Here is a 24,550-nt window from a genome sequence, read left to right on the forward strand (position 1 = left end):
GTCGATCTGAGCTGATGCCGCGCATGAGGCGACAACGCACCGATCGGAGCCGCATTCAGAAGGAGAGCAACCCTACCTTGGTGGCTGAAGACCCCGAGAGTTGACCCATTCGTCGAGGTGAGCCGCGACATCGGCTTCACGAACCTTCGCCTCCCGTTCGGGGCCAGGCTTCAGCCTGGCGGCCTGCTCGCGGAGTTATTCGGCCCACGCGGAAAGGCGCTCCTTGAACGATACGGTCTGCTTGACGTGCTCCCACTTCACAGTGCTTCCCCTCCCTTGCGGTCAGCACCTGTTGGACCCGGCGCGTCGGGTGAGGCTAGAAGTCGATCGGCCTGAGGCTTTGCGCCAAATCAATGAGCCGACCGAATTCCGCGATGTGGGCGATGGACTCCGGCAGGGAGAGAAAGGCGCGCACGACATCCCTTTACCGGTGCTCAGGTCCCGTTTGATAAATCTGTTCGCGGTGAACTTCCCGGCCGCTCTCGTCGATGACGACGATCTGGAGCGCGGGATGGCCTTTCGGCTTCTCTCTGCGCATCTTGTCGGCGAGAATCTTGCTGTGTGCAATGGCGGCACCATCACTCACAAGCTCCAGTCCGGACCTATCCCGGACGGGCACGCCGTCCTTGATATCGAAATAGTAGGTGAGCATCGGCTGATTCCCGCGCCCCCACACAGCTTGACTGAAACAATCATCAGAAAAAAGAGCCGCCGAGATGCGGTGGGATGGACCTCGGCGGCGACTCGGGGACGTAACCGTGGGGTCGGGTTACGCAAATCGAATACTAACGAGCCCGCGAATCCCGGACTTGATCGGGCTCAACCAGATCTGCGGCAACATCTTCTTCGCGACGTGGATCACCATTCAGGACGATCGCGGATATTCTGATTTACCACTTGCGTCCGCGTTACTATAATACCTTGCCGGCCGACCTACCAAAAACACGATCATCTTCGCCGCCTACCCTTGCGGTGGTAGTATTGGGTTACGGGAGTGCGTCATGCATCGCTACATCGCTCGGGCGAATGTCGACCATTACATCGCGCTATTGAACGGCGACGACCTCACGCCTGACCGCCGGAGCGCCATCACCAAGATGCTGATCTCCGAAGAGGACGGGCTCGGTCATGATCTGGAGCAACTCGAGTTCTTCGAGCATCGAGCCGCAGCCGGACGCAAGCGCTTGGAGGACGTCACGCATCTGCGCGACGGTTTTGCTTTCGGAACGCCAGAACGAGGACGCGCGGAGGAGCTGCTGGTGAACATCGAGAATCTTCAGACTCTCCTGGAAGATGCGTGTCATCGCCTGCGCAGGAAGATCAACGCGCGCGGCCTCTGATGGCCTCGGCAGGCTTGATGCGAGCTCTTGCAAGGCGAGCCGCGGTCGTTCATGCGTGTCACGATCACGCCGCGACCGGCTTGCTCTCCTCGCTGCGCTTGCCGAGCAGCGGCGCGAACTGCTCGGACGTCACCGTTTCGTTGGCGATCAACAATTCCACACCGGCGTCCAGGTCACCACGCCTCCGCTGGAGGATATCCCGGGCGCGGCGGTCGCCCTCCTCAATCAAATTGCGGACGGCGAGATCGATCTCGCGGCCCGTTGCCTCGGCAGCCCCGACGATCTTGTCCTGGGCCGCCCCGAGAAACGCTTGCGGCTTGGGCGCATAGGTGCGTTGCCCCACCGTCTCGTCCATGCCGTATTTGGTCACCATTTCAATCGCGACTTCGGTCGCACGCTGAAGATCGTCGGCGGCGCCGGTGGAGATCGCACCGTCGAAGATCAGACGCTCCGATGCGCGTCCCCCCATCAGCACCGCTATGCGGTTCTTGAGCTCCTCGATCGTCAGCAGGAACCTGTCCTCGGTCGGACGCTGGATGGTGTATCCCAATGCGCCGATCCCGCGCGGAATGATCGAGACCTTCTGCACCGGGTCGACGCCGGGCAGGCTGGCCGCAACGAGGGCATGGCCCATCTCATGATAGGCGACCCTGCGCCGTTCGTCCTTGCTGAGCACCCTGCTCTTCTTCTCGATGCCGGCCACGATCCGCTCGATCGCCGTGACGAAATCATCGAACGTGACCTCCTCACCGCTCCGTCTGGTCGCGGCGATCGCCGCTTCGTTGATGAGGTTTGCGAGGTCGGCGCCGGTAAATCCGGTCGTGAGTCCCGCGACCTTGTCGAGGTCGACGTCCTTGCCCATACGGATCTTGCGGACGTGGACCTTGAGAATGGCGACGCGCCCGTTCTTGTCCGGCCGGTCAACCAGAACCTGCCGGTCGAAGCGGCCCGCGCGCAGCAGTGCGGGATCCAGGATCTCGGGGCGATTGGTGGCCGCCAGCAGGATGACGCCGGCGCTCGGGTCGAAGCCGTCAAGCTCGGACAGGAGCTGGTTGAGGGTCTGCTCCTTCTCGTCGTAACCTCCGAACGACAGCGGCCCGCGGCTGCGTCCCAGCGCATCGAGCTCGTCGACGAAGATGATGCACGGTGCCGCCTTTCGGGCCTGCTCGAACAGATCCCGGACGCGCGCCGCGCCGACACCAACGAACATCTCAACGAATTCCGAGCCCGAGATCGAGAAGAACGGAACACCGGCCTCTCCCGCCACGGCGCGGGCGAGCAGCGTCTTTCCCGTTCCCGGTGGTCCGACCAGCAATATTCCCTTGGGTACATGCGCCCCCAATCGGCCATAGCTCGTGGGGTCCTTGAGGAATGAAACGACTTCCTGGAGCTCGAACTTCGCCTCGTCCACTCCGGCGACATCCGCGAAGGTGACCTTGATGTCCTTTTCGACATAGACCTTTGCGCGGGACTTGCCGATCGCCATCAGCCCGCCCAAGCCCTGGCCGCCTCCCATGCGGCGGCCGATCCAGAACCAGATCACGAAGAAGGCAATGACCGGAAAGATCCACGACAGCAAGCTCTGCAGCAGGCCGCCACTGGGAACGCCGGTCACACTCGTGCCTTTTGCCGCGAGCTTCTCGGCCAAAGCCATATCGACCCGCGCCGTGATGAATGCGGACTTTCCACTCGGAAGCGGTTCTTTCAATTTCCCCTGAATCATGTCCGAGCCGACGGACACCTCGGCGATCTTGTCCTGCGCCAGCAGCTGCTCGAATTGGCTGTAGGGAATGGTTTCGATTGAACTGTACGTCGTGAGCCCGAACTGCAGCATGACGAGCAGCAGGCCGCCTGCCAACACAGCGGCCATGACCATGGTCTGATTCCGTGAACCTTGATCGGACTCCACTCTGCTTCTCCCATCACCGTCGGCTGCGCCGTGAATGGTAATGGAGAACGGCGACCTCTGCTTGATTCAGGTCAACACGGCGGTCCCACACGACCGGGCCGATGAGTTCGACAGGACTGACGGCACATGACGCTTGCGCAGGATTCCCACCATTCAATGCTGCGCGATCCGGCCGTCGACCACCTCGATGATGCGGTCGCAGCGGCGCGCGAGGTCGAGATTATGGGTGACGAGCAGGAAGCTGGTGCCGCTCTCCCGATTGACCCGTCGCATCAGTTCGAAGACGGCATCGGCCGACTTCGAATCGAGATTGCCGGTCGGCTCGTCCGCCAGCACGAGATCCGGATTCATCGCGAGCGCCCTGGCCACCGCCACCCGCTGCTGCTGGCCGCCCGACATGTTGTTGGCAAGATTGTTTCCGAATCTCTCCAGACCGACCTCGGCGAGGAGATGATCGGCCCGGGCCGCGATCTCCGCGCTCGGAAATCCGCGGTCCGCGAGCATCGGCATCATGATGTTTTCGCGCGCGGTGAAGGCTGAGATCAGCAAATGATGCTGAAATACAAAGCCGATGGTGTGGCCTCTGAGATGCGTGAGCTCGTTGTCGCCCAATAGGCCGGTGTCGCGTCCCTTGATGAGGAGCCGGCCGGAGGTCGGCCGATCGAGCAGACCGACGATGTTGAGCAGCGTGCTCTTGCCGGAGCCAGACGGACCCATCAAAGCCAGAAACTCGCCATGGGCGAGCTCGAGATCGATGTCGTGCAGTACCTCGACCTCCGATGGCAGGCCCACATTGTAGGTCTTGCAGACGCGCTCCAGCCTCAGGATCTCGTCAGCCACGGATCGCCACCACCGGATCGAGCTTCGCGGCGCGCACCGCCGGCGCTGTCGCAGCCAACAAGCCGGTGACCGTGGCGAGCACCGCCGTGTAGATGAAGAGGTTACGTTCGAGAATCAACGGAAAGAACTCGCTTCCATCCGCCTGACGCGCAACAGCGTGCCAATAGATCAGCGCAAGGGCGCCCATCGTCGCGCCGAACAGCGAGCCGACAAAGCCGAGCAGACCGCCCTGGAGCAGGAACACCCGCAGGATCTGACCGCGCGAGGTTCCCATTGCCCTGAGGATTCCGATCTCCTTCGAGCGCTGGATCACCGAGACGATCAGCACCGCGGCAATGCCGAAGGCCACCGACAAGCCGACGAACAGTCGGATCAAGGTGTTCGTGTAGATCTGCGCCTGGACGGCGGTGTAGAACTGCGCGTTGGTCGCGATCCAGCTATCGGCCTCGACAACCGTCGCGGCCTGGATCCGCCTGGCGATGGTTTCGGCCGCGTAGATGTCCTTGATCGTCATGTCGATGGTCGTGACACCGCCGATCATGCCGAGCAGAGACTGTCCGGTCCGCAGCGCGATGAAGGCCACGCGCTGATTGGCCCCCTTGTTGCCGAAATCGACCAGGCCGGAGATCGTCAGCACCCGGTTGGCAGAGCTTGCCGCCTGAAGGTTCAGCTTGTCACCCACAGTGGCGCCGAGATTCTTGGCGAGCTCGGTGCCGATGATGATGTCCTCGCTGGTCAGCCGCGCGCCGCCGGAGACGATGTAGTCCGGCACCTTGACGATGTTGAAATAGGTGTCCGGCTCGATTCCGGTCAGCGTCACGGCCCGGCTGGCGTCGCCGCGGATGGCCAGCGCAGATCCGGTGATGGTGGGTGAGACTGCGGTGACTTCCGGCATCGCCAGCATCTGGGTTCTGATCTTCGGCCACTGGTCGATTGAGATCACCCGCTGGCTCGGCCGTTGCACCACCGCGTCCTCGATCTCGCCGGCAGCTTTGCGCAGGGGGCGCGCGACCTGATCCGGCGTGAGGAGCTGGATCTGCGGCTGCGACGTCAGCACGCGCTTGATGAAATTTGCCTCCATGCCCGCGAGCATCGCCGACATGAAGACAATGACGCCCACGCCGATCGAAATGCCGCCGATGATGAAAGCGGTCTGCAATCTGCCCTCACGCAGGAAGCGCACGGCAGCGATCCACTCGAATGGAAGCCAGCGATTCATGGCAGGACGGGCCGCACGCGCTGCCCGGTCACCACGCCGGAGCTTTGCGGAATCGCGACGTCACCGGCTTGCAGCCCTTCGACGATCTCGATGTTGCTGTTGCCGCGCAAGCCGAGCTTCACCGGACGCTTGACCGCGCGACCGCCCTCCACGGTCAGCACCCAGGGCTGTCCGGAGAGGACGTCATGGACCGAGCGGACGGGAAGCACCTTCGCATCGTCTTTCGCGGCAACCTCGATGTCGACCGAGACGGTCATGTCCTGGCGCAGATCGTCGGATGGTTCCACCACCGTCAGCTTGACCTGAACGGTTGCGCGGGAAATGTCGATGCCCGGATTGATGTAGGAGACCCTGGCGGCAAAATGCCGGTCCGGGTACGCATCCGCGGAAGCCAGCGCATTCTGTCCAAGCGCGAGCTTGCCGAGATTGCGCTCGTCGATCTGCAAGACGAGCTGCAAGTCGCCTGATGGCGCCAGCACCAATAGCGCCTTTCCCGCCTGCGCCACGGTGCCGCGCTCGACGTTCCGGGTGATGAGAACGCCGTCGCGAGGGGCTACGATCGTGGCATAGCTCAAGCGGGATTCCGCCGTGTCCAGATTGGCTCGCGCCTGGTTGAGCTGCGTCTGCGCCATGACATAGTCGCTGCCGCCCGGACTTGCCGTATAGACCTGGAACTCCGCCGCACGCTTCACGGCGCGCGCGACATCGAGCGTCTTCTGCGCGTCATCCAAGGCTGCCTTGGTCGCGTAGCCATTGTGTTCGAGCTGCGCCGTGCGGCTATAGGTCTGCTGGGCGTTCAGAAGCGTCGCTTGCGCTTGTGTCAGAGCCTCCTTTGCGGAGGGCAGCGTCAGCTCTTCGAGCTGCCTGATCCGGGCTTCGGCCTGGGCCACCGCCCCCTGCGCCTGGATCACGCTCGCTTTGAGTTCCCGTGCCTCCAGCGAGATCAGCGGCTGCCCCTTGGTGACCTTCTGGCCTTCATGCACCAGCACGTCCGCGACCGTGCCGGTGATCTGGCTGCCGATCTCGACGCGGTATGGTGTCTCGACATGCCCGCTCGCCACCACGGTCTCGATCAATCGCCCGCGCGCGACCTGGTCGACCACGACGGCAGGTCCGAACAGGATGCGGACGCCTTGCCAGGCACCAAGCGTGAGCAGAACAAGGATCGCGAGCACAAACCATTTGTGAGCGAGGACTCCCGACCAGGCCGACGCGGCGGAGAGCCGGGTCATGTGCTCCTGCTTCGAAACAGATAGTGTTTGCTCGACCATGACTCTGTGCTGCTGCGAATTCCGCCGAACTGAATACCGCACCGCCGCTGTTCCAGATTGCGCCAGGTCAACGCGCTGCCGGCAAATGCGCGCTGTCCCAGAACATTGTCGCGTTTGCACCGATCGACGGCCTGTCGAAGGCTCCGCCGCCTGGGAGCTTCGACGCCGGCATGCGCACGTTGACGAAGATCAATCCGGCCACAGCTCACTCGTCCAAACTGGCCTGCAAAATCGCACTGGCAACGGCAGCAAAGCAGAGGACATGGAAATGGCGCACAAGCAGGTCCTGTTTCACTCGGCGGCTCGTGAAAAAGTCTTGCGCGGCGCGTCCCTTCTCGCCGATGCCGTGCGCGTCACGCTCGGGCCGAAGTCGAAATCCGTCCTGATCCAGAAATCGTGGGGCGCACCCATCGTGTGCAACGATGGCGTCACCATTGCCAAGGAATTTGATCTCAAGGACGCGGAGGAGAACCTGGGCGCCCAGGTGCTGCGGCAGGCCGCCGAGAAGACCGGCGATGTCGTTGGCGACGGCACCAGCACGTCGACCATCCTGGCCCACGCCATCCTTTCGGACGGCGTCCGGAACGTCGTCGCCGGCGCAAGCGCGATCGACCTCAAACGCGGCCTCGATCGCGGGACACAGGCCGCCATCGCCGCCCTGCACGCCATGGCGAAGCCGGTGAAGACCAGGGCGGAAAAGGTTCAGGTCGCTACGATCTCGGCGCACAACGACATCTCCATCGGCGAGCTGGTGGCGGATGCGATCGAGAAGGTCGGCGGTGACGGCGTGATCTCGGTGGAGGAGTCCAAGACCACCGAGACCCTGCTGGACGTCGTGGAAGGCATGAAATTCGACCGCGGCTTCCTGTCGCCCTACTTCGTCACGGATGCGGACCGCATGGAAGCCGTGCTGCAGGATCCCTACGTGCTGCTTTGTGACCACAAGATCGGCGCCCTGCGCGACCTGGTTCCCCTGCTCGAGCAGGTCGCCAAGAGCGGCCGCTCGCTTCTGATCATCGCCGAGGACATCGAGGGCGAAGCGCTGGCGACGCTCATCGTCAATCAGCTTCGCGGCGTGCTCAAGGCTTGCGCGGTCAAGGCACCAGGCTTCGGCGACCGGCGCAAGGCCATGCTGGAAGATATTGCCATCCTCACCGGCGCGCAGGTGATCTCGGAGGAGATCGGGCTCAAGCTCGAGAGTGCCACCCTCCAGCAGCTCGGTCGCGCCGCACGGATGGTCGCCGACAAGGAGAATACCACTCTGATCGGGAGTGGCGGCGATCGCGCCCGTATCGACGCGCGGCTCGCGCAAATCCGCATCGAGATCGAGAAGACGACCAGCGACTACGACCGCGAGAAGCTCGAAGAGCGCCTCGCCAAGCTGTCGGGCGGCGTCGCCGTCATCCGGGTGGGAGCACCGACCGAAGCCGAGATGAAGGCGAAGAAGGAGGCGCTCGACGATGCGATCAGCTCGACCAAAGCTGCGGTGGCCGAGGGCATTGTGCCGGGCGGCGGGCTCGCCCTGCTCCGTACGATCGCGGCGGTGGCCAAGGAGGAGTCCACCTGCGAGGGCGACGAACGAACGGGCGTTCAGATCCTCAAGCGCGCGCTCGAGGCTCCCGCGCGCCAGATCGCCGAGAATTCCGCAACCGATGGCGGCGTCGTCGTTGCCCGGATGCTGGCCAGCGAAGGCAATTCCGGCTTCGATGCCGCCCGGAAGGTCTACGTCGACCTCGTGGAAGCCGGCATCGTCGATCCCGTGAAGGTCGTACGGATCGCGCTCGAAAATGCGGTGTCCGTCGCAAGCGTGCTTCTTCTGACGGAGGCGACGATGACGGAGATTCCGGAGCCGAGGCGCGAGCGGCTGCCCGAGCCCGACATGGCGATGTAGCGGTCGTAGGCCCTGCAGCAAACGCAAAAGCATCAGCCGTCGGCGCAAGGCGGGCGAAGATTCCGTACAGGATGCAACGATGCCCTATCGCTCGAACAAGGACCTTCCCTCTGGCGTGCGGCACCATTTGCCGCCTCATGCCCTGGACATCTACCGGGAGGCGTTCAACCACGCGTTCGCCTCGCATGCCGGGGACCTACGCCAGGAAGAGATCGCTCACCGCACGGCCTGGGCTGCCGTGAAGCGCTCATACGTGAAACTTGGCGACCAATGGCTACCAAGGCGACCGGCTTCATAAGCGCCCACATGTTCTCGACTGCCCCTGCAATCGATAAATGTCTCTGGACCTGCCCTATTTTGCTCGACACGCAGACGCGGAACCACGAGTTTCACACTGCATGGGACATGACTGTCCTATGCTCTGCGGACGCATCTGATTTCGCGCGCGCAGCTCTTGGGTTTGAGCGAAATCAACCAGCGCACGATGGCCGACACTATCCTTCGTGGCGACCGGAATGGTCAAACTCGAAGGAGAAAATGATCATGGCGACCGAAACCAAACTTCCTGTCACCAAGACGTCCACCGCACCTGCAGCCGCAGGCGAGGTATGGCAGCCGTTCCAGGCGCTGAGAAACGAAATCGATCAGATCTTCGACGATTTCGGCAACGGTTTCTGGAAACGGCCGTTCCGATCGCTCGCAGGGCTGGAGCGCGATCTGTCCAAGAACTTCAATGCGCCGGCCGTCGACGTCGCCGAAAGCGACAAGGCCTACGAGATCACGGCCGAGCTTCCCGGCCTCGACGAGAAGAACATCGAAGTCAAGCTCGTCAACGGAGGTCTCACCATCAGAGGCGAGAAGAAGGAAGAGACCGAAGAGAAGAAGAAGGACTACTACGTTTCCGAGCGCCGCTACGGCTCGTTCGAGCGCTATTTCGCGCTCCCCGACGGCGTCAATGCCGACAAGATCGAGGCGACGTTCAAAAACGGCGTGCTCAAGGTCATGCTTCCCAAGACCGAAGAAGCTCAGAAGCCGGCCAAGACCATCAGTGTAAAGGCCGCTTGAAGGCCCGAGACGCGAGGCTGCGATAGTCGCAGCCTCGCCTCACCCAGAAAACTCGCCAGCGAACTCGAGGACACACCATGCGCGCGCATCATATCATGACGAAGGACCTGGTTGCCGTAACACCGCATACGACGATCGAGGAGGCGGCCAAGATCATGCTCCGAATGCACATCAGCGGCCTGCCCGTCATCGACGATGCCGGTAACCTCGTCGGGGTTGTCTCGGAAAGCGACTTCCTCCGCCGCAGCGAGATTGGCACCGGCCGCAGGCACGCCGCCTGGCTGAAGTTCTTCATGGGGCCAGGACGCGCGGCTGCCGAGTTCGTTCACGAGCGCGGCCGCAAGGTCGCGGACGTCATGACGAAGCAGGTCGTCTCGGTGCAGGAAGACACGGATCTGGCCGAACTGGTCGACCTGATGGAGAAGAACGACATCAAGCGCGTCCCCGTGATGCGGGACAAGACGCCCGTCGGGATCGTCACGAGGACGAACCTGCTGCAAGCCGTGGCGAGCCTCCTGCACGAAATTCCGGATCCGACCGCCGATGACGAGCACATTCGCGAGCGCATCACGCGCGCGGTCAACGGCACGGACTGGCGTCCGATCGGCTTTGAGGTGAATGTCCGCAAAGGCGTCGTGCATCTGCATGGCCTCGTCACCACCGATGAAGCCCGTCAGGCCGCGATCGTCGCCGCCGAAAGCACCGCCGGCGTCAAGAAGGTTCACGACCATCTCTGCTTCGTCGACACCTATACCGGGTTCTACGTGGAATCGCCCGAAGACATGAAGGCCGCCGGCTGAACTCGCGGTCGAGGTCACCATGCTCGGATGGTTCGTTCGGATTCTCTTCGCCATAGCAGCGCCGATCACGGCGCTGTTCGTGGCACGTGACGCACTGAACTTCGGCTTGATCCAGACCATCGTGACCATGTTGCTCGTGACTGTCCTGGTCGGGCTGATTGCCGCCTTTACCGGGCGGGACCGACAGGCACCGCGCTAGCTGCGGACGCGACACGGCGGCCGACCCCTGAGATCGCCGCCTGCGGCCGCTCCTGCCGAACCCATGCGCGAAGCCGCCCGATGGCGCCGGCGGGCACAGCAAAGGTAAGGCGGTGAGCCGGTACTTCAGAAATGCAAATGTTACCCTCAGTTCCGTGCGGCTACGGACATCACCTTAGGTGAAGCTCCCAAATTTCGGCCGGACCATTTATTCGCTAGTAAGGGTTCGTCAGCACGCACCGGCAAGGGGCCTGCAAATGAACCACTCGATTTACACTGCGGACAAGGCAACGCATCTGAAGGTGGTCGTCGCCGGATTGTTTGCCGGCATCGCCATCGTGGCGACCACGCTGACCGTGCACTTGGTCCAGCCCGAATTGAGCTTCCAGAAGGCGAAGACGCTAGCCGTCTACCAGGCGCGTCCGATGCATGCGCTGACCGAAATGGCCCAACGCTAGGTGAGATCGGCTGTTGGAGGATATTCAGATGACCAACGAAGCAATCAAGGCGCTGATGCTACTCGCGATGTATGGCATCCTTGAGCTCGCGCTCTATTTTTCGTCGACCGCCAGAGCTGCCAAGCAGCCGGTCCGTTCGACACCCGGCCGGACTGCGAATCCCGATCTCACCCGTCGGGGGGCGGAAAACTAAGTCGATCCGCACGGTCGCCCGTCGGAGGGGACCTTTCGGACGGGGCTGAGCAAGCGCCTCGTCCTTCGAGACGACCGCTTTGCGATCTTCTCCTTTGAAACTGCTGCTGCACACTCCGCCCTCATCCTGAGGGCCCGCCGGAGGCGGGCGTCTCGAAGGTAGGCCGCAGGCGAGTCCCCGCCGCGTTTCCTCAGATGCGATTGCACTGCCGCCGTTGGGAGATTGTCGTCCTCACGGACGAGCGTTACAACGGTTCGTCATCGAGCGTGGATGGTTCGGCCTGCAGCGAGACGAAGTCGCCGCCGCCGTAATCGTCCTCCGGATCGGGACTGACCGATTGAAGGCACAGCCGATCATCGACGCCGCGAACGCCCGAAGCGTTCTCGCAAGCCACGATCGCCGCCCGGCGGGCGTTGTCGCCCTTGACGACGCCGCGCAGCGTCACCACGCCATCCCTGACGCTCACGTTCAAGCCGACGGGCTGCCAGGGCATCCCGGCCATCGCCGTAAGAACCGAACGGCGGATCTGATTGTCGTTTTCCGAATAGCCGGATGCGCCGGTCAGCGGGCCGGCAACTGCAGACAGGAAGTCGGACCGGGTAATGATGCCGACAACGCGATCATTGCGCATGACCGGAACGTGATTCAGGTTTCGGCGCTCCATCAGGTCGGCAATCTCCTCGAGGGGAGTATCCTCCCTGGTCGTCGCCGGATCACGCGTCATCACCTGCTCGACCTTGCGCCCGTGCTCCTTGACGAATTCGCGCGCGATTCGGTCGGTTCCGAGCAGGACGGTCAGCAGCCGGTTGCGCGTGTGTTCCGTTTCGAGCTCCGCCCGCCTGAGGAAGTCGCTTTCGCAGATGATGCCAACGAGCTTTCCCGCAGCATCCGTGACCGGCAGTCCACTGATGTGGTGACCGAGCATGACCCTGATGGCATCGGCGATCGAAGCCTCGGGCCGAATAGCTATCACCCGCCGGGACATTATCTGGTGCGCGCGCATGTCATCAACTCCAGAGAGAACTCACAGGTAGTCGCCGCCCCTGACAGGGGCTTGATCGAGATCAACCACTTGGCCGCGATCGAGGGCCATGCTGCCGTCAAATCTGGACATCGGACATGCGCCTGCAAGCATTGTTGGTGGCCGCGATCCTTGCGGCAGTCGCGGCGCCGAGGGCCGAAGCGCCGGCCGCAACGACGTCGGTCGAGGTCTCTGCCGCGCTCTCCGATCTCATGACCCGGCTTCAGCTCCAGCATGCCAAGCTCTGGTTTGCGGGGAAGCTCAGCAACTGGGGTCTGGCGAGCTACGAGATCCAACGGATCGATGCCAGCCTCGAAGCGGCCGGCAAGCTCTTGCCCGACCCATCGCGGACCGCTCCTGCAAAGGCTCAGTTGCAAGCCGCACGCGAGGCGATCCGACAGAAGAACGTGCCTGCCTTCGCCAAGGCTTATTCGGCCCTCACGAACGAATGCAACAGCTGCCATCGGGCCAGCGGCTACGCCTCGATCACAATCCAGGTACCGGTTCGCCCACCTGTCACCAACCAATTGTTCGTCGATCAGGTCACCGAAGGCCGGGCGCTGGCCCACGCCTCCTGCGGAACCTGTCATATCGTCGAGGATGCCGCCAGGGAATCGCCGGAGTCCCGCCCCCCGGCGCCGAGCCTCGTGGAGATCATCAGTCGTCCCTCGTTCTCCACCGATGACATCAGGCAGTTCCTGGCATCGGGCCACCGCAGGCTCGGACCCGACCAGGCCATGCCGAACCCGCGGCTCGCGGAGTACCAGATCGAGGAAATCGTCGCGTACCTCGAAACGTTGAGAGCCGGCCCGCTGCGCTAAACCCGGTCCGCTCCACTCGCCCGTTGCAAGCCCGGCGGTTGATCTCGGTCAAACGGTGACCGGCAAAGAACAGCATTGTGGACCCAACACAATCTGAACTGCGCAAGGCAGGCACATGACAGTGACAGACGGAGCCGCTCCCTCAGCCCGGACGCGCATGCCGGCAGCGAACTCATTTCTGTGGGGCGTCTCGACCTCGAGCTTCCAGATCGAGGGCGCCTCCCATGTGGATGGGCGCGGCGACAGCATATGGGACAGCTATTGCCGACAGAAGGACCGCATCAAGAATGGCGATACCGGCGATATCGCCTGCGATCACTATCACCGCTACCGTGAAGACATCGCGATGATGCGCGATATCGGCGTCGGTGCTTACCGCCTCTCGATCTCGTGGCCGCGCATCCTGCCTCGCGGTCGCGGGGCTGCGAACGAGGCGGGCCTCGATTTCTACGACAGGCTCGTCGATGCACTTCTGACTGCCGGCATAGAACCCTGGGTCTGTCTCTATCACTGGGATCTGCCGCAGGCGCTGCAGGATCTTGGCGGCTGGCAGAACCGGGACATCGCGGGATGGTTCGCCGATTATGCTGCGCTGGCGGCCCAACGCTTCGGCGATCGGGTCAAGCGGTTCGCCACCTTCAACGAGCCATGCGTATTCACGCTGTTCGGATACGGTCTCGGCTGGAACGCGCCGGGCATTGCCGACCGGGGCGCTTTGCACCGAGCCATTCACCACGTCAACCTCAGTCACGGCCGTGCCATCGACGTGCTCCGGCAATCGGTGACAGGCGCATCGCTCGGCGCCATTCACAACCGCCAGCCCTGTTATCCCGCCACCACGCGAGAGGAGGACGTTGCGGCGACGCGGCGCCTCGCGCCGTACTGGAATGACGCATTCCCGTATCCGCAGCACTTTGCCTACTATCCCCCGGAGCTTGCCGAGGCCATCGAGCCCTACGTCAAGTCCGGTGACATGGCGCAGATCGCACGGCCGGTCGACTGGTTCGGGCTCAACCACTATTCACCGCACTACATCAAGGCCGACAGCAATCCGATCGGCGCCGGCTTCGGTGCACCGCCGGCTGGCGTACGCCGCACCACCATCGGCTGGCCCATCATTCCCGACGCGTTCCGCGATACGCTGCTGGACATCCACCGGCGCTTCCGGTTGCCGATCTACGTGCTGGAGAACGGAACCGCCGCGGACGACAAGCCGGACGATAGCGGCCGCGTTCAGGACACCGCACGAATTGCCTATCTCGACGCCTACACAAGGGCAATGCAGGACGCGATGCGGGCCGGAGCCGACGTCAAGGGCTATTTCGTGTGGTCGTTGCTCGACAATTTCGAGTGGGCATCGGGCTATTCGCAACGCTTCGGACTCGTGCATGTCGATTTTGCCACGCAGAAGCGAACCCCGAAGGCGTCGGCGCACTGGTATTCGGATCTCATTCGGTCGTCGCGACGGTCGCAGGTTGCCGCAGACCGCGCGGCGCTCGACAACGTGACGGCAACGCCCGGCGCGATGGCCGCCTCCACGGTCTTCAGCTGAGCCGATGAGCGCGATCCTCACGATCACGCCCAATCCGGCGGTTGACGTGTCGACATCGGTGGACAGGATCGTCCCTGTCGCCAAGCTGCGCGGCATCGGCCAGCGCCGCGATCCCGGCGGCGGTGGCATCAACGTTGCGCGCGTGGTCAAGCGGCTCGGCGGCAATGGCACCGCGCTCTATCCGGTGGGCGGCCTCACGGGAGACCTGCTGCGTCAATTGCTGGACAAGGAGGGCGTCGAAAGCCTGACCTTTCCGATCGCCGGCGAGACCCGGCAAGACTTCTTCGTCCGCGAGATCGGCACAGGCCAGCCCTATCGATTCATTCTGCCAGGGCCGCCTCTTGCAGAGCACGAATGGCAGAGATGCCTTGCACTGCTGTCGGCGCTGCAGCCGTTTCCCAGCTTCGTGGTTGCCAGCGGAAGCCTCCCGGCAGGGGTGCCCGACGACTTCTATGCAAGGGTCGCAAGGATCGTCAAACAGCGCGGCGCCAAGATGATCCTTGATACCTCGGGTCCGGCCCTCGTTGCTGCGGTGGCGGAAGGAGTCGAACTGGTCAAGCCGAACCTGCGGGAGATGCGCGAGCTGGTCGGCCGCGAGCCGTCTGATCCCGCCGAATGGGAAGCAGCGGCCGGAACGCTGGTGCGCAGCGGCAAAGCGGCGATGGTCGCCCTCACGATGGGACATCTCGGCGCCGCGCTGGTGACGAGCGAGCGCGTGTGGCGCGCCAAGCCTCTCGCGATCGTGCCCGTCGGCGCCGTCGGCGCAGGTGACAGTTTTCTCGGCGCGCTGGTCTACGGGCTGGCATCTGGAGCCGGCCTCGAACACTGCTTTCGACAGGCGGTCGCCGCCGGCGCCGCGGCCCTGCTCAATCCAGGCACCGAACTCTGCCGGCCCGACGACGTCAAGCGTCTCGCCGAACAGGTCATTCTTTCCACGGCAGTTTGACGGGTCCAGCCGGAAGCATCGAGGACTCTGCCTGCTGCGGCGGCGTTTCCCGGTTGAGGCGGTCGAGCGACAGCAGGAGACCGCCGACCCGTTCCAGCGACGACCTCCAATCGGCGATACGCGCGTAATTGTCGACAACCCAGTTGAACGAGGCCTGCACCAGCGTGAAGGCCGCGGCGGCTTGCGTGAGCTCGCCCAGTGTCATGGCTCCGGAAAGAAATTTCGGCGCGCAAAGCACCAGGCCGATGATCGGCGCCAGAAGCGTGTTTCCGTGTGACACGATCGTCGTCCGCATCAGTTGCCAGCACAGGCGGCGCCATTGATCGATGGCGGCCCCGAGCGCACTGCGAACGTCGCGGCAGACTTCCGACCGTCGGTCTCGCGGCGCGGCACCCTCCCCGATATCGCGGAGCTCATGAGCCGCGGTGATCAACTCCGCCTCGGCCTGGTTCTTGATCTGAACGAGCCGGGTCAGGGGCGCCCCGACCAGCGTCATCGCGGTCGTCACGATGCCGGAATAGAGCGCGACACCGATGACCAGGTAGCCCGGGATCCGGATGGAATGACGTCCCACAGGGAGCGCGATGTCGCCGCCGACGGTCCAGAGAATCTGGATGAAAATGACCGCGCTGAGCAGCGCGGATACAAGTCCGAGCGCGAGGTCGATCGGCGCATCCGTTGCGATCCTGACGTCCTCGGCGATCCGGTATTCGGGAATTTGCTGCTCGCTCTGCACGGCCGCGAGGCGGGCATAACGGTCATCCTCGACCCAATAGTCGATCACCTTGCCGGTCAGCCATTCCCGCCACTTTCTTTGCACGGTCATGCGGCCCCAGACCGACGTCACGGCGAGCGCGACGCTGCCGAGGCACAATGGGACGAGCAGGAACGCCTGCCCCCTAAGCCGCGCAGGATCGCGGCTCTCCAGCGCATCGAAGAAGTCGCGGTTCCAGTAGTTGAAACGAAATTGCACGTAGAGCTGGAGGACGACGATCATCACCAACAGCGCGCATAACACCCATACGCGCCAGGCCGATGCTCCCCGCCAGAAGCCCGAGGCGCTCTGCCAGAATCGCGACCTCGCCCGCGAAGAGCCGTTCTGGTCTGGTTCGATCATCATCAATGTTCACAGCTAAAGCCGGCATGTGCTGCGCACTTGATCTTTCGCAAACCGAAGGTGCCGACATGCGCGAAAGTTGCCGCCATTCAGACCCATTCTGCAGCGCGGGAGAATGCGCGATGGACGCATCGAGCTACATTCGCTGGTTCAGGGACATACGTCTTGCCGACGTGCCGCTGGTCGGAGGCAAGACCGCATCCCTGGGCGAGTTGTATTCGGCGCTGACGCCGGAGGGCGTCAAGGTCCCGAACGGCTTTGCGCTCACCGCGGCCGCGTATCGGGACGCGCTGACCGAAGCCGGCGCGTGGGACAGGCTCGGCCCCCTTCTCGCCGGCGTCGACAAGCGGCGGATCGCCGATCTTGCCCGCCGCGCCGCCGCCGCGCGCGCGATCGTCTACGCAGCGACCGACCGGGAGGATCTGCGCGATCAGGTCAGACGGGCGTATCGGCAGCTGGAGCAGGAATACGGACGCAACGTCGCGGTCGCGGTTCGCAGCTCCGCCACGGCCGAGGACCTTCCGACCGCAAGTTTTGCCGGCCAGCACGACAGCTTTCTCAACATCCGGGGCGCAGACGGGCTGATGGAGGCCTGCCGCCGCTGCTTTGCTTCACTGTTCACGGATCGTGCGATCTCCTATCGGATCGACAATGGTTTCGATCACTTCAAGGTCGCGCTGTCGGTTGCCGTGATGAAGATGGTCCGCTCGGATCTCGCGGCGAGCGGCGTCACCTTCACGCTCGATACCGAGACCGGGTTTCGCGACGTCGTATTCGTGACCGGGGTCTACGGGCTCGGCGAGAATATCGTGCAGGGCGTCGTCGATCCCGATGAATTCTACGTCCACAAGCCGACCTTCAACGCCGGTTTCCGCGCGGTTCTGTCGCGCCGCCTGGGATCCAAGGCGAAGCGGATGGTCTACGGCCGCGGGCACAACACGACCCGGAACGAGGCAACGCCGGCGAACGCGCGCCAGCAATTCTGCATCAATGACAGCGAGGTCTTGACGCTGGCCGAATGCGCACTGCTCGTCGAGAAGCACTACTCGCAAAAGGCAGGCAAGCCGACCCCCATGGATGTGGAATGGGCCAAGGACGGCAGGGACGGTTCGCTCTACATCATCCAGGCCCGGCCCGAGACGGTCGCCTCGCAACGGAAGCCGGAGGCGCTCGAGAGCTACGTCCTGAAATCGTCCGGGACGGCGCTGGCCGAAGGCCGCGCCGTCGGGGAAAAGATCGCGGCAGGACGCATCCGGCTGATCAGGAACGAGCGGGATCTCCAGAAATTCCGCCCGGGCGAGGTGCTTGTCGCGACGGCTACGCGCCCGGACTGGGAACCCGTCATGAAGCTCGCCGCCGCGATCGTGACCGATCATGGCGGCCGGACCTGCCATGCCGCCATCGTCGCACGCGAGCTCGGAGTGCCCGCAGTGGTCGGAACGGGCAGCTTCAGCAAGAGGGCGAAGACCGGCACGGCTGTGACGGTGTCCTGCGCGGAAGGTGACATCGGTCACGTCTTCGAGGGGACCCTGCCGTACGAGGTCGAACGGACCGCGACCGAAAATGTGCAGAGGCCGCGCACCGAAATCATGATGAACCTCGGCAATCCCGAGGTCGCGTTCAAGAGCGCATCCCTGCCGAGTGATGGCGTTGGCCTTGCCCGTATGGAATTCATCATCAACCAGCATATCGGAATCCATCCGATGGCGCTCGCCTGCCCCGACAAGGTGACCTCGGCGCGGGACCGGCGGAAGATCAAGCTGTTGACCGCACGCTACAAGCAGCCGTCCGAATTCTTCGTCGAGCGGCTTTCGGAGGGCGTCGGCACCATCGCCGCCGCGTTCTATCCCCGGCCGGTGATCGTGCGCCTCTCGGATTTCAAGACCAATGAATATGCGAACCTACTCGGCGGCGCCGATTTCGAACCTCGCGAGGAGAACCCGATGCTCGGCTTTCGGGGCGCCGCGCGCTACGCGCACCCCGCCTATGCGCAGGGGTTCGAGCTCGAATGCGCTGCAATGAAGCGGGTGCGCGAGGCGATGGGCCTCACCAATCTCAAGATCATGATTCCGTTCTGCCGGCGTGTCGAGGAGGCGCGCAAGGTCATTGCAGCCATGGCAAGTCATGGCCTCAGGCGAGGTGAGAACGGCCTGGAAATATTCATGATGTGCGAGATCCCGAACAACGTCATCCTGATCGACCAGTTCGCGCAATTGTTCGACGGTTTCTCCATCGGCTCCAACGATCTCACCCAGCTGACGCTCGGTGTCGACCGCGACTCCGAGATCGTCGCCTTCGACTTCGACGAGCGTGATCCCGGCATGCTGCAAATGCTGTCGATGGCCGTACTCGGCGCCAGGCGCAACCGACGCCACGTCGGCATCTGTGGCGAGGCTCCCGCCAACTATCCGGAGATCGCGAAGTATCTGGCTGAGCTCGGGATCGACTCGATCAGTGTGAATCCGTCGAGCGTGTTGCGAACCATCGAGATCGTCCGCGCCGCGGAGCGCGACAGCGGGGAAGGCCGGCGGGCAGCGGGCTAGAGCGCCAGTTAGCGTTCGAGCATGATCTCCGCGCAAACGCGTTCCGCGTTTGTCGCGCGGGCAACCGCTGCGCGCTTCTCCGGATCATGCTTCAGGGGCGCTTGTCCCTGCGATGTACGCCAAGCGCCTGACGCACCTCGTCGTCCTCGAGGGCATCCTTGATCGCGCGGTCTGCCGGCCTGGTCTCCAGCACCGGCGCGTTCCGGTCAGGTGCGGGTACCTCGGCCTTTCGCTCGGCCACGCTCTTCTTCGCCGCTTGACCATGCTGGTCCATTACACGCTCTCCTGGGACGTGGACGTCAGTGCGACATCAGCAGGCAGACCGGAGCGTGCCGCAGAAGGCTCTGCGTCATGCCTCCGAAAACCCACTCGCCCAACCGGCTGTGCCCATACCCTCCGGTCACGATGAGGTCGGCGCCGACGTCGGCGGCCAGCCGAACGAGGTAGCCCGCATCAGGGTCCGCCGTATGCACGCGCACCTCGTGCTGGCAACTCACGCCGTGACGCTGAAGATATCTGGTCACGTCCCGCAACCGGTCTCGCGCCGCATCCTGTTCGCTCGACGTGCAGACTTCGACGACCGTGACCTGCGAAGCCCGGGTCAGAAACGGCAGCGCGTCCCGAATGGCCAAGCGCGCCTCCCGGGCGTCCTTCCAGCCGACCACGATCCGATCGCCCGACAACCGGGTGACGCCGTCCGGCACCGAGAGGATCGGACGGCCCAGCCGCAACATGGCTCCCGCCGCATCGAGATGCCTGGAGTAATTCGGCTTCAGCTGGCTGCGCCTCACCACGACGAGGTCCGCCGCCCTGGACTGCTCGACCAGGAACTCGGTCGGAAAGCCGATCGTCCAGCGCCATTCCACCTTCTCGTTCGGCAGGCGAACGATGCGCCTGAACCACGCCTCCTTGTCCGACAGCGTCGCGCGAATGCGCTTGAGATCCTCCTCGGTGGTCTGTTCGATGATCACTCCTTCGGCGACGAACGGAGGATCTATTGCGACGGCCGTGACGCCGAGCAAGGCGGCCTCGAAGCCGCTCGCGACCGTCTCGGCGACGGCAATCTGCCCTTCGTCCTGCTGCTCGGAATCGACGTAGACCATGACGCTGGCAAGAGACATGTCATTGCTCCATGACTTGAATTGTACCCTTATCTCGCGTTTCCCAATCGTCCCGTTGACGCAAATCAAGCGGCACCGCCGCTCCTTGATCTCGATCAATCCGGTTGGCCCGAGAGACGGCAAGATGCCGAAAACCAACACGGAGCCCCGCCATGCAAGCACAGGACGTGATGATCGCACCGGTGGTGACCGTCGGCGCAAATGCAACCGTTCGCGAGGTCGCCAAGATCCTGCTCGAGCGCCGCATCAGCGCAGTGCCGGTCGTCGATGCCGACAACAAGATCCTCGGGATCGTGACCGAAGGCGACCTGATGCATCGAACCGAATCCGGCACCGAGCGCCACTATGCCTGGTGGCTTCGCCTCCTGACCGGTGACGCGCAAATGGCGACTGACTACGTCAAGTCGCACGCGGTCAAGGTCAAGGATATCATGACCCGCGAGGTCGTGACTGCCACCCCCGAAACGCCGCTGAGCGACATCGCCATGCTGATCGAGGAGCGTCAGATCAAGCGTGTGCCGATCGTCAACAAGCAGGGCCAGCTCGTCGGGATCGTCAGCCGGGCCAATCTGCTGCAGGCCGTCGCGAGCGCCCGGCCGAAGCTGGAGATTTCAGTCTCCGATGCGACCATCAGAAGGAGGTTCCTTGAAGAGCTCAAGAAGCAGCCCTGGGCGCATACGTTCAACCTGAACGCAACCGTCCAGAACGGCATCATCGACATCTGGGGCTTCGCGCCATCTGCGGCCGAACGCACGGCTATCCGCGTCGCGGCCGAGGCGATCCCGGGCGTCGTGCTGGTGAATGACCACTTGCTCGAAACTCCGGCTTTCGTTTACTGATGCAGGCCGGATCGCGTGCTCACATGGCGAGGATTTCATGCCGCACTTTGTCGTCAGCTTTCTGAAGAAGGTCGTCGGCGACCAAGGACGAGTCTGTGAGGCATGTCAGCGTACCATCGAGATCGATGCCGACGACGAGAAGGAGGCGGCGCGGTTGGCGAAGCAGGAATTCTGCGAACTTCGCGCAATCCGGGACTGGTCGCTCCACGCCGACCGGATCGACGTGAGGCCGGCCGATTTCCCTTCCTGAGAGTCATCCCGGTGATTGACGCGCGATGAGCCGCCATCACGCTTGCCGGGCGACACGTCGCCGCGAGATGCACGATCTCAGGTTGGCGAGCGTTGTGGATCGCGCCACTCCTCGACCGGCGCGATATGCTTCCGAAACAGGACGGCCGTGTCGGCGAAGCTTGGGACGCATTGGTGACCACGGGCGAAATTGCGCAGGCGGCCAAGTGCGACATCGTTCAATCCGAACAGGCGCTCATAGTCGACGCGGTCGATCTGAAGGATCGCCCCATTCTGCAGCGCTTCCAACTTCGCCTCCAGTTCGGGCAGGGTAAACTTGCCGCGCGCCAACGCCCGCCACGAACGACCGGCGCGTTCGGCGGCTTCGGCCTCGGCCATGAAACGGTTCATCGCCTGCCGGACCTCCTGCTTCGGGATGCCGGCCGGTACGAGGTCAGCAACGATCCGGTCGATCGTTGGCTCGACGGTCGGACTTGCGAGGTCGGCTGCTACCATTTCCCGGGCAAAAACCTTGGCGGCTGCTGCAGACTTGCCGAGACGAAGCGCTGCCCATTGCGCAAGTGACGCCACCGCGCGCTCCCGGACTCTGAACTTTGCTTCCGCGCGATGTGCGAACTCGGCCTCGAATGCGTTCTCGCGCTCGTCGAACGAAGACATGCTCGGTCCTCCAGCTGGCGCAGAAGCACCACACTGAAAGGTTAGCTTGAGAGCAGCGCTCCCGGTTGATGCAGGTCAACGCTCAGGCCCCCCGCATTCCGGCGGCGGATTGGCTGATCGAGCGATCTGAAGGCATGGTTGTTCATATCGCTGCGGTTCCGAAGCGACCTTGATGCCGATCAGGAGGCACGCGCCCGCCACAGCATCGCGGCAAGCAGGAGATAGGCGGCGCAGGTCCACATCGCCTGCCAGTTCGCCGGCCCTTCGTTGAACCCCACATAGATCGCCGCTCCGACAAACACGCCGGCAAACAGCGTCTCCGGCACAGGACGGCTTCCCTTCCCGGGCGGGCTGAGCAAGGTGATGGCCGCGAAAGGGACCGCTGCCATGGTGAGTGGGGCAAAAGGAAAATCGATAAAGCGTGGGTCAAACACAAGCCCGAGCGCGGTCGCCGTGCCGATCACGACGATCATGATCAAGGCCCCCCCGTGCATGGTCACGAGCATCGATTCTGTCCGGTAGCCTTTCGGGCCGAGCACCTCCTGAAAGCTGGGCGGTGGGCGCCCCGACATCAGGGCGTTGGTACCAAACACCGGCGAAACCGTCGCGGCCACCAGAAGAGAGCCCCACATGAGCCAGCCACCGATTCCGATACTTTCAAAGAACACTTTCTGGGCGGCCACGCCAAACAGGATTCCGGCTGTCGTCGCCGATATTGCGACCCCAAACCATGAAGCCAGGCCAGGGCTGCCGGGCTTGCGACGCGAGGTCAACCATGCCACTCCGAAGATCAGCGTCGCCAGCGCAATTCCACTGCACATCTGCAGCTTCCAGAGCGGATAGTTGCTGACGGGGATGCCGGCAGGATATTTGAGCACACGTTCCTCGCCTCCGAACAGGCCCCATGATCCGCCGACTGTGCCCTCGATCTCTCGCTTCCAGGATTCGTCATAGGCCTCGAACAGGTTGACGCGGAAATGCTCGCGTCGGGCGAGGTCGAGGACCTCCGAGACCACTCGGGCCTGATTGACAGGGGACGGCAACGCCGATTCCCGCATCCGTCCCTGGCTCGGCCAGCCTACCTCTCCGATCAGGATTTCCTTGCCCGGAAAGGCCGCTGCGACCTGCCGGCGTATTGCGTCGGCGTGCTTGGCAGCGGACTCAGCCGGGATTGGCACGTTCTCCCAATAGGGCAGGATATGAATCGTGACGAAATCGACGACATCGTAGAGCTCACGATTGCTCAGCCAGAATTCCCAGACGTCGGCATAGGTCACGGGGACATTGACCTGCGCCTTGACTGCGCGGATCGTGTCGGCGAGATCGGATACTGTTATGTCCTTGCGCAGCAGCGTCTCGTTGCCGACCACGAGCGCGATCACGGTCCCGGGATATTCCCTGGCGAGGCGTATGGCCGTCGAAATCTGCGTTCGGTTCTTCTGCTTGTCCTTGTCGAGGAAAATGCCCTGAATGACCTTCAGGCCCGCTCGGGCTGCAAGTTCGGGGATCTGGTCGAGACCAAGATCGTTTGCATAGGTACGGATGCAGTCGGTTATCTCCGCCAGTTGGGCAAGATCCTCCGCGATCTGCTCACGCGATACCTGCGTCGCCGGCGAAAGTGAGGTCTGATGGTTGCGGAATGGAGCGTATGAGATGCATTGGACCTTGTCATTCGGATCGATCGGTGCGCGCACCAGATGGACCGGCGTGCCCAACCACCACCACACGACGGCGGTAACGCCCAGCGAAATCAGGAAGAGCGCGAGCGAAACGCGGAGAGCATCCGGGGGCTTTCCGGCAGGCGCGACGTGACGGGTTTCCTCGCTTGGCGAGAGCGACAGCCTGGAGAACCAGCTTGCTTTCTGAGGATGGACCAACTGATCACATGTGAGGTGCCGCTTTTCACCTGCCGCGATGTCGCGGACGCGTCGCATTGCTTCAAGCGCGCGCCTGCGATCGCGACTTGCATGAAAAGCAAGGGGATCATGCAAATGAGCTTGTTAACGGTCGCTCCCGAAGAATTATAGGATCGCTCACGTTTCCACAAGCCGGTTGCTTCAAGTCAATTCCTGAAGTCGCCATGGATGATCGCCCGGAAGATCGCCGCTTTGGCGATCTCCCTGAGCTGCAATCTGCATATTCTCAGTAGCAGACGCGCACGCGGCGCCAGCGCCGACCATCCCACACGGTGCGGCGAACGCACGGTTCGTAGTAGATGGGCCCGTATGGTGCATAGTAAGGTCCTGGAGGATAGTAGACCGGAGCCGGATAGTATGGATATGGATAGGGCCCCCAATAGGGCCCTCCCATGGCGACTCCAGCGAGAATGCCAGCGGCAAACCCGCCGATCACCCCCGCGGCGATCCGTCCATTCCTTGCTTCTGCTCCGGTCGGCATCAACGCTGCCGCGGCAATCACGGCAACGGCCGCGAGTGTGCTCAATTTTCCTACAATTCGCATGACTGTCTTCCGAGCCGGAACGGAAGCGTTAGCAATTGAA

Annotated in this window: 25 protein-coding genes; 14 read left to right on the top strand and 11 right to left on the bottom strand. The window is 63.2% G+C overall.

Going from position 1 to position 24,550, the window contains the following annotated elements:
- Nucleotides 1-424: 424 nt before the first annotated feature.
- Nucleotides 425-652, bottom strand: coding sequence for a DUF6894 family protein (locus EHH60_RS11645; RefSeq protein ID WP_124159606.1), 228 nt, complete (start codon nt 650-652; stop codon nt 425-427).
- Nucleotides 653-1,001: 349 nt separating this feature from the next.
- Here EHH60_RS11645 and EHH60_RS11650 point away from each other — a divergent pair, with 349 nt between their 5' ends.
- Nucleotides 1,002-1,340, top strand: coding sequence for a hypothetical protein (locus tag EHH60_RS11650; protein WP_124159607.1), 339 nt, complete (start codon nt 1,002-1,004; stop codon nt 1,338-1,340).
- Nucleotides 1,341-1,404: 64 nt separating this feature from the next.
- Here EHH60_RS11650 and ftsH read toward each other — a convergent pair whose 3' ends face one another.
- The 4 genes from ftsH to EHH60_RS11670 form a co-directional block, all read right to left on the bottom strand.
- On the bottom strand, nt 1,405-3,216 hold the full coding sequence (gene ftsH / locus EHH60_RS11655) for an ATP-dependent zinc metalloprotease FtsH (RefSeq protein ID WP_502697401.1): 1,812 nt from the start codon (nt 3,214-3,216) through the stop codon (nt 1,405-1,407).
- 186 nt (nt 3,217-3,402) lie between these two features.
- Nucleotides 3,403-4,089: an ABC transporter ATP-binding protein gene (locus tag EHH60_RS11660; protein ID WP_124159609.1), complete on the bottom strand. Its 687-nt coding sequence runs from the start codon at nt 4,087-4,089 to the stop codon at nt 3,403-3,405.
- Nucleotides 4,082-5,308 carry an ABC transporter permease gene (locus EHH60_RS11665; RefSeq protein WP_124159610.1) on the bottom strand — a complete coding sequence of 409 codons (1,227 nt, stop codon included), beginning with the start codon at nt 5,306-5,308 and terminating at the stop codon, nt 4,082-4,084. The genes EHH60_RS11660 and EHH60_RS11665 overlap by 8 nt, the downstream gene beginning before the upstream one ends.
- Nucleotides 5,305-6,540 carry an efflux RND transporter periplasmic adaptor subunit gene (locus tag EHH60_RS11670; protein ID WP_245454462.1) on the bottom strand — a complete coding sequence of 412 codons (1,236 nt, stop codon included), beginning with the start codon at nt 6,538-6,540 and terminating at the stop codon, nt 5,305-5,307. Before EHH60_RS11670 ends, EHH60_RS11665 begins: the two co-directional genes overlap by 4 nt.
- A 307-nt stretch (nt 6,541-6,847) precedes the next feature.
- Between EHH60_RS11670 and groL the strand changes: the two genes are divergently transcribed.
- The 7 genes from groL (at nt 6,848) to EHH60_RS37095 (ending at nt 11,184) form a co-directional block, all read left to right on the top strand.
- Nucleotides 6,848-8,470 carry a chaperonin GroEL gene (groL, locus tag EHH60_RS11675; protein ID WP_124159612.1) on the top strand — a complete coding sequence of 541 codons (1,623 nt, stop codon included), beginning with the start codon at nt 6,848-6,850 and terminating at the stop codon, nt 8,468-8,470.
- Nucleotides 8,471-8,549: 79 nt separating this feature from the next.
- On the top strand, nt 8,550-8,768 hold the full coding sequence (locus EHH60_RS11680) for a ChaB family protein (protein ID WP_124159613.1): 219 nt from the start codon (nt 8,550-8,552) through the stop codon (nt 8,766-8,768).
- Nucleotides 8,769-9,013: 245 nt separating this feature from the next.
- Nucleotides 9,014-9,535: an Hsp20/alpha crystallin family protein gene (locus tag EHH60_RS11685; protein WP_124159614.1), complete on the top strand. Its 522-nt coding sequence runs from the start codon at nt 9,014-9,016 to the stop codon at nt 9,533-9,535.
- A 77-nt stretch (nt 9,536-9,612) separates the two neighbouring features.
- Nucleotides 9,613-10,335: a CBS domain-containing protein gene (locus tag EHH60_RS11690; RefSeq protein ID WP_124159615.1), complete on the top strand. Its 723-nt coding sequence runs from the start codon at nt 9,613-9,615 to the stop codon at nt 10,333-10,335.
- Between the two features lie 19 nt (nt 10,336-10,354).
- Nucleotides 10,355-10,534, top strand: a complete 180-nt coding sequence (locus EHH60_RS11695; RefSeq protein WP_124159616.1) for a hypothetical protein — start codon at nt 10,355-10,357, stop codon at nt 10,532-10,534.
- A gap of 256 nt (nt 10,535-10,790) precedes the next feature.
- Nucleotides 10,791-10,991: a hypothetical protein gene (locus EHH60_RS11700; RefSeq protein ID WP_124159617.1), complete on the top strand. Its 201-nt coding sequence runs from the start codon at nt 10,791-10,793 to the stop codon at nt 10,989-10,991.
- A 28-nt stretch (nt 10,992-11,019) separates the two neighbouring features.
- Entirely contained in the window at nt 11,020-11,184 is a 165-nt protein-coding gene (locus EHH60_RS37095) for a hypothetical protein (RefSeq protein WP_158626726.1), read from the top strand.
- A gap of 244 nt (nt 11,185-11,428) precedes the next feature.
- On the opposite strand, the gene EHH60_RS11705 is transcribed toward EHH60_RS37095, so the two are convergent.
- Nucleotides 11,429-12,187, bottom strand: coding sequence for a CBS domain-containing protein (locus EHH60_RS11705; protein ID WP_124159618.1), 759 nt, complete (start codon nt 12,185-12,187; stop codon nt 11,429-11,431).
- A gap of 116 nt (nt 12,188-12,303) precedes the next feature.
- Between EHH60_RS11705 and EHH60_RS11710 the strand changes: the two genes are divergently transcribed.
- The 3 genes from EHH60_RS11710 (at nt 12,304) to EHH60_RS11720 (ending at nt 15,524) form a co-directional block, all read left to right on the top strand.
- Complete coding sequence (locus EHH60_RS11710; protein WP_124159619.1) at nt 12,304-13,026, top strand: c-type cytochrome; 723 nt, start codon at nt 12,304-12,306, stop codon at nt 13,024-13,026.
- Nucleotides 13,027-13,183: 157 nt separating this feature from the next.
- Complete coding sequence (locus EHH60_RS11715) at nt 13,184-14,578, top strand: GH1 family beta-glucosidase (protein WP_124159620.1); 1,395 nt, start codon at nt 13,184-13,186, stop codon at nt 14,576-14,578.
- A gap of 4 nt (nt 14,579-14,582) precedes the next feature.
- A complete protein-coding gene (locus EHH60_RS11720; protein WP_124159621.1) occupies nt 14,583-15,524 on the top strand; it encodes a 1-phosphofructokinase family hexose kinase in 942 nt (313 codons plus the stop codon).
- Here EHH60_RS11720 and EHH60_RS11725 read toward each other — a convergent pair.
- A complete protein-coding gene (locus EHH60_RS11725) occupies nt 15,502-16,644 on the bottom strand; it encodes an SbmA/BacA-like family transporter (RefSeq protein WP_245454463.1) in 1,143 nt (380 codons plus the stop codon). The two genes, EHH60_RS11720 and EHH60_RS11725, sit on opposite strands and share 23 nt — an antisense overlap.
- Before the next feature lie 119 nt (nt 16,645-16,763).
- On the opposite strand from EHH60_RS11725, the gene ppsA reads away from it, so the two are divergent.
- Complete coding sequence (ppsA, locus tag EHH60_RS11730) at nt 16,764-19,184, top strand: phosphoenolpyruvate synthase (protein ID WP_124159622.1); 2,421 nt, start codon at nt 16,764-16,766, stop codon at nt 19,182-19,184.
- Nucleotides 19,185-19,275: 91 nt separating this feature from the next.
- Here ppsA and EHH60_RS11735 read toward each other — a convergent pair whose 3' ends face one another.
- Entirely contained in the window at nt 19,276-19,458 is a 183-nt protein-coding gene (locus EHH60_RS11735; RefSeq protein WP_124159623.1) for a hypothetical protein, read from the bottom strand.
- A gap of 25 nt (nt 19,459-19,483) precedes the next feature.
- Nucleotides 19,484-20,305 (bottom strand): universal stress protein, encoded by an 822-nt coding sequence (locus EHH60_RS11740; RefSeq protein WP_124159624.1) that lies wholly within the window; start codon nt 20,303-20,305, stop codon nt 19,484-19,486.
- 152 nt (nt 20,306-20,457) lie between these two features.
- Here EHH60_RS11740 and EHH60_RS11745 point away from each other — a divergent pair, with 152 nt between their 5' ends.
- Together EHH60_RS11745 and EHH60_RS11750 are read left to right on the top strand one after the other, a co-directional pair.
- Nucleotides 20,458-21,144 (top strand): CBS domain-containing protein, encoded by a 687-nt coding sequence (locus tag EHH60_RS11745; RefSeq protein ID WP_124159625.1) that lies wholly within the window; start codon nt 20,458-20,460, stop codon nt 21,142-21,144.
- 37 nt (nt 21,145-21,181) lie between these two features.
- Nucleotides 21,182-21,394 (top strand): hypothetical protein, encoded by a 213-nt coding sequence (locus tag EHH60_RS11750; protein WP_124159626.1) that lies wholly within the window; start codon nt 21,182-21,184, stop codon nt 21,392-21,394.
- A gap of 77 nt (nt 21,395-21,471) precedes the next feature.
- Here EHH60_RS11750 and EHH60_RS11755 read toward each other — a convergent pair whose 3' ends face one another.
- Nucleotides 21,472-22,050, bottom strand: coding sequence for a DUF1476 domain-containing protein (locus tag EHH60_RS11755; protein WP_124159627.1), 579 nt, complete (start codon nt 22,048-22,050; stop codon nt 21,472-21,474).
- Between the two features lie 179 nt (nt 22,051-22,229).
- Nucleotides 22,230-23,795: a glycoside hydrolase family 17 protein gene (locus tag EHH60_RS11760; RefSeq protein WP_124159817.1), complete on the bottom strand. Its 1,566-nt coding sequence runs from the start codon at nt 23,793-23,795 to the stop codon at nt 22,230-22,232.
- Between the last annotated feature and the right edge of the window lie 755 nt (nt 23,796-24,550).

Source organism: Bradyrhizobium sp. RP6, from assembly GCF_003837805.1.
In the GTDB taxonomy this organism is placed as follows: domain Bacteria; phylum Pseudomonadota; class Alphaproteobacteria; order Rhizobiales; family Xanthobacteraceae; genus Bradyrhizobium.

Excerpts from the sequence above, each read along its gene's own strand:
- EHH60_RS11645 (WP_124159606.1), bottom strand. The coding sequence starts at position 652 with ATGCTCACCTACTATTTCGATATCAAGGACGGCGTGCCCGTCCGGGAT.
- EHH60_RS11650 (WP_124159607.1), top strand. The coding sequence starts at position 1,002 with ATGCATCGCTACATCGCTCGGGCGAATGTCGACCATTACATCGCGCTA.
- ftsH (WP_502697401.1), bottom strand. The coding sequence starts at position 3,216 with ATGGTCATGGCCGCTGTGTTGGCAGGCGGCCTGCTGCTCGTCATGCTG.
- EHH60_RS11665 (WP_124159610.1), bottom strand. The coding sequence starts at position 5,308 with ATGAATCGCTGGCTTCCATTCGAGTGGATCGCTGCCGTGCGCTTCCTG.
- EHH60_RS11670 (WP_245454462.1), bottom strand. The coding sequence starts at position 6,540 with ATGACCCGGCTCTCCGCCGCGTCGGCCTGGTCGGGAGTCCTCGCTCAC.
- groL (WP_124159612.1), top strand. The coding sequence starts at position 6,848 with ATGGCGCACAAGCAGGTCCTGTTTCACTCGGCGGCTCGTGAAAAAGTC.
- EHH60_RS11680 (WP_124159613.1), top strand. The coding sequence starts at position 8,550 with ATGCCCTATCGCTCGAACAAGGACCTTCCCTCTGGCGTGCGGCACCAT.
- EHH60_RS11685 (WP_124159614.1), top strand. The coding sequence starts at position 9,014 with ATGGCGACCGAAACCAAACTTCCTGTCACCAAGACGTCCACCGCACCT.
- EHH60_RS11690 (WP_124159615.1), top strand. The coding sequence starts at position 9,613 with ATGCGCGCGCATCATATCATGACGAAGGACCTGGTTGCCGTAACACCG.
- EHH60_RS11695 (WP_124159616.1), top strand. The coding sequence starts at position 10,355 with ATGCTCGGATGGTTCGTTCGGATTCTCTTCGCCATAGCAGCGCCGATC.
- EHH60_RS11700 (WP_124159617.1), top strand. The coding sequence starts at position 10,791 with ATGAACCACTCGATTTACACTGCGGACAAGGCAACGCATCTGAAGGTG.
- EHH60_RS37095 (WP_158626726.1), top strand. The coding sequence starts at position 11,020 with ATGACCAACGAAGCAATCAAGGCGCTGATGCTACTCGCGATGTATGGC.
- EHH60_RS11705 (WP_124159618.1), bottom strand. The coding sequence starts at position 12,187 with ATGCGCGCGCACCAGATAATGTCCCGGCGGGTGATAGCTATTCGGCCC.
- EHH60_RS11710 (WP_124159619.1), top strand. The coding sequence starts at position 12,304 with ATGCGCCTGCAAGCATTGTTGGTGGCCGCGATCCTTGCGGCAGTCGCG.
- EHH60_RS11715 (WP_124159620.1), top strand. The coding sequence starts at position 13,184 with ATGCCGGCAGCGAACTCATTTCTGTGGGGCGTCTCGACCTCGAGCTTC.
- EHH60_RS11720 (WP_124159621.1), top strand. The coding sequence starts at position 14,583 with ATGAGCGCGATCCTCACGATCACGCCCAATCCGGCGGTTGACGTGTCG.
- EHH60_RS11725 (WP_245454463.1), bottom strand. The coding sequence starts at position 16,644 with ATGATGATCGAACCAGACCAGAACGGCTCTTCGCGGGCGAGGTCGCGA.
- ppsA (WP_124159622.1), top strand. The coding sequence starts at position 16,764 with ATGGACGCATCGAGCTACATTCGCTGGTTCAGGGACATACGTCTTGCC.
- EHH60_RS11735 (WP_124159623.1), bottom strand. The coding sequence starts at position 19,458 with ATGGACCAGCATGGTCAAGCGGCGAAGAAGAGCGTGGCCGAGCGAAAG.
- EHH60_RS11740 (WP_124159624.1), bottom strand. The coding sequence starts at position 20,305 with ATGTCTCTTGCCAGCGTCATGGTCTACGTCGATTCCGAGCAGCAGGAC.
- EHH60_RS11745 (WP_124159625.1), top strand. The coding sequence starts at position 20,458 with ATGCAAGCACAGGACGTGATGATCGCACCGGTGGTGACCGTCGGCGCA.
- EHH60_RS11750 (WP_124159626.1), top strand. The coding sequence starts at position 21,182 with ATGCCGCACTTTGTCGTCAGCTTTCTGAAGAAGGTCGTCGGCGACCAA.
- EHH60_RS11755 (WP_124159627.1), bottom strand. The coding sequence starts at position 22,050 with ATGTCTTCGTTCGACGAGCGCGAGAACGCATTCGAGGCCGAGTTCGCA.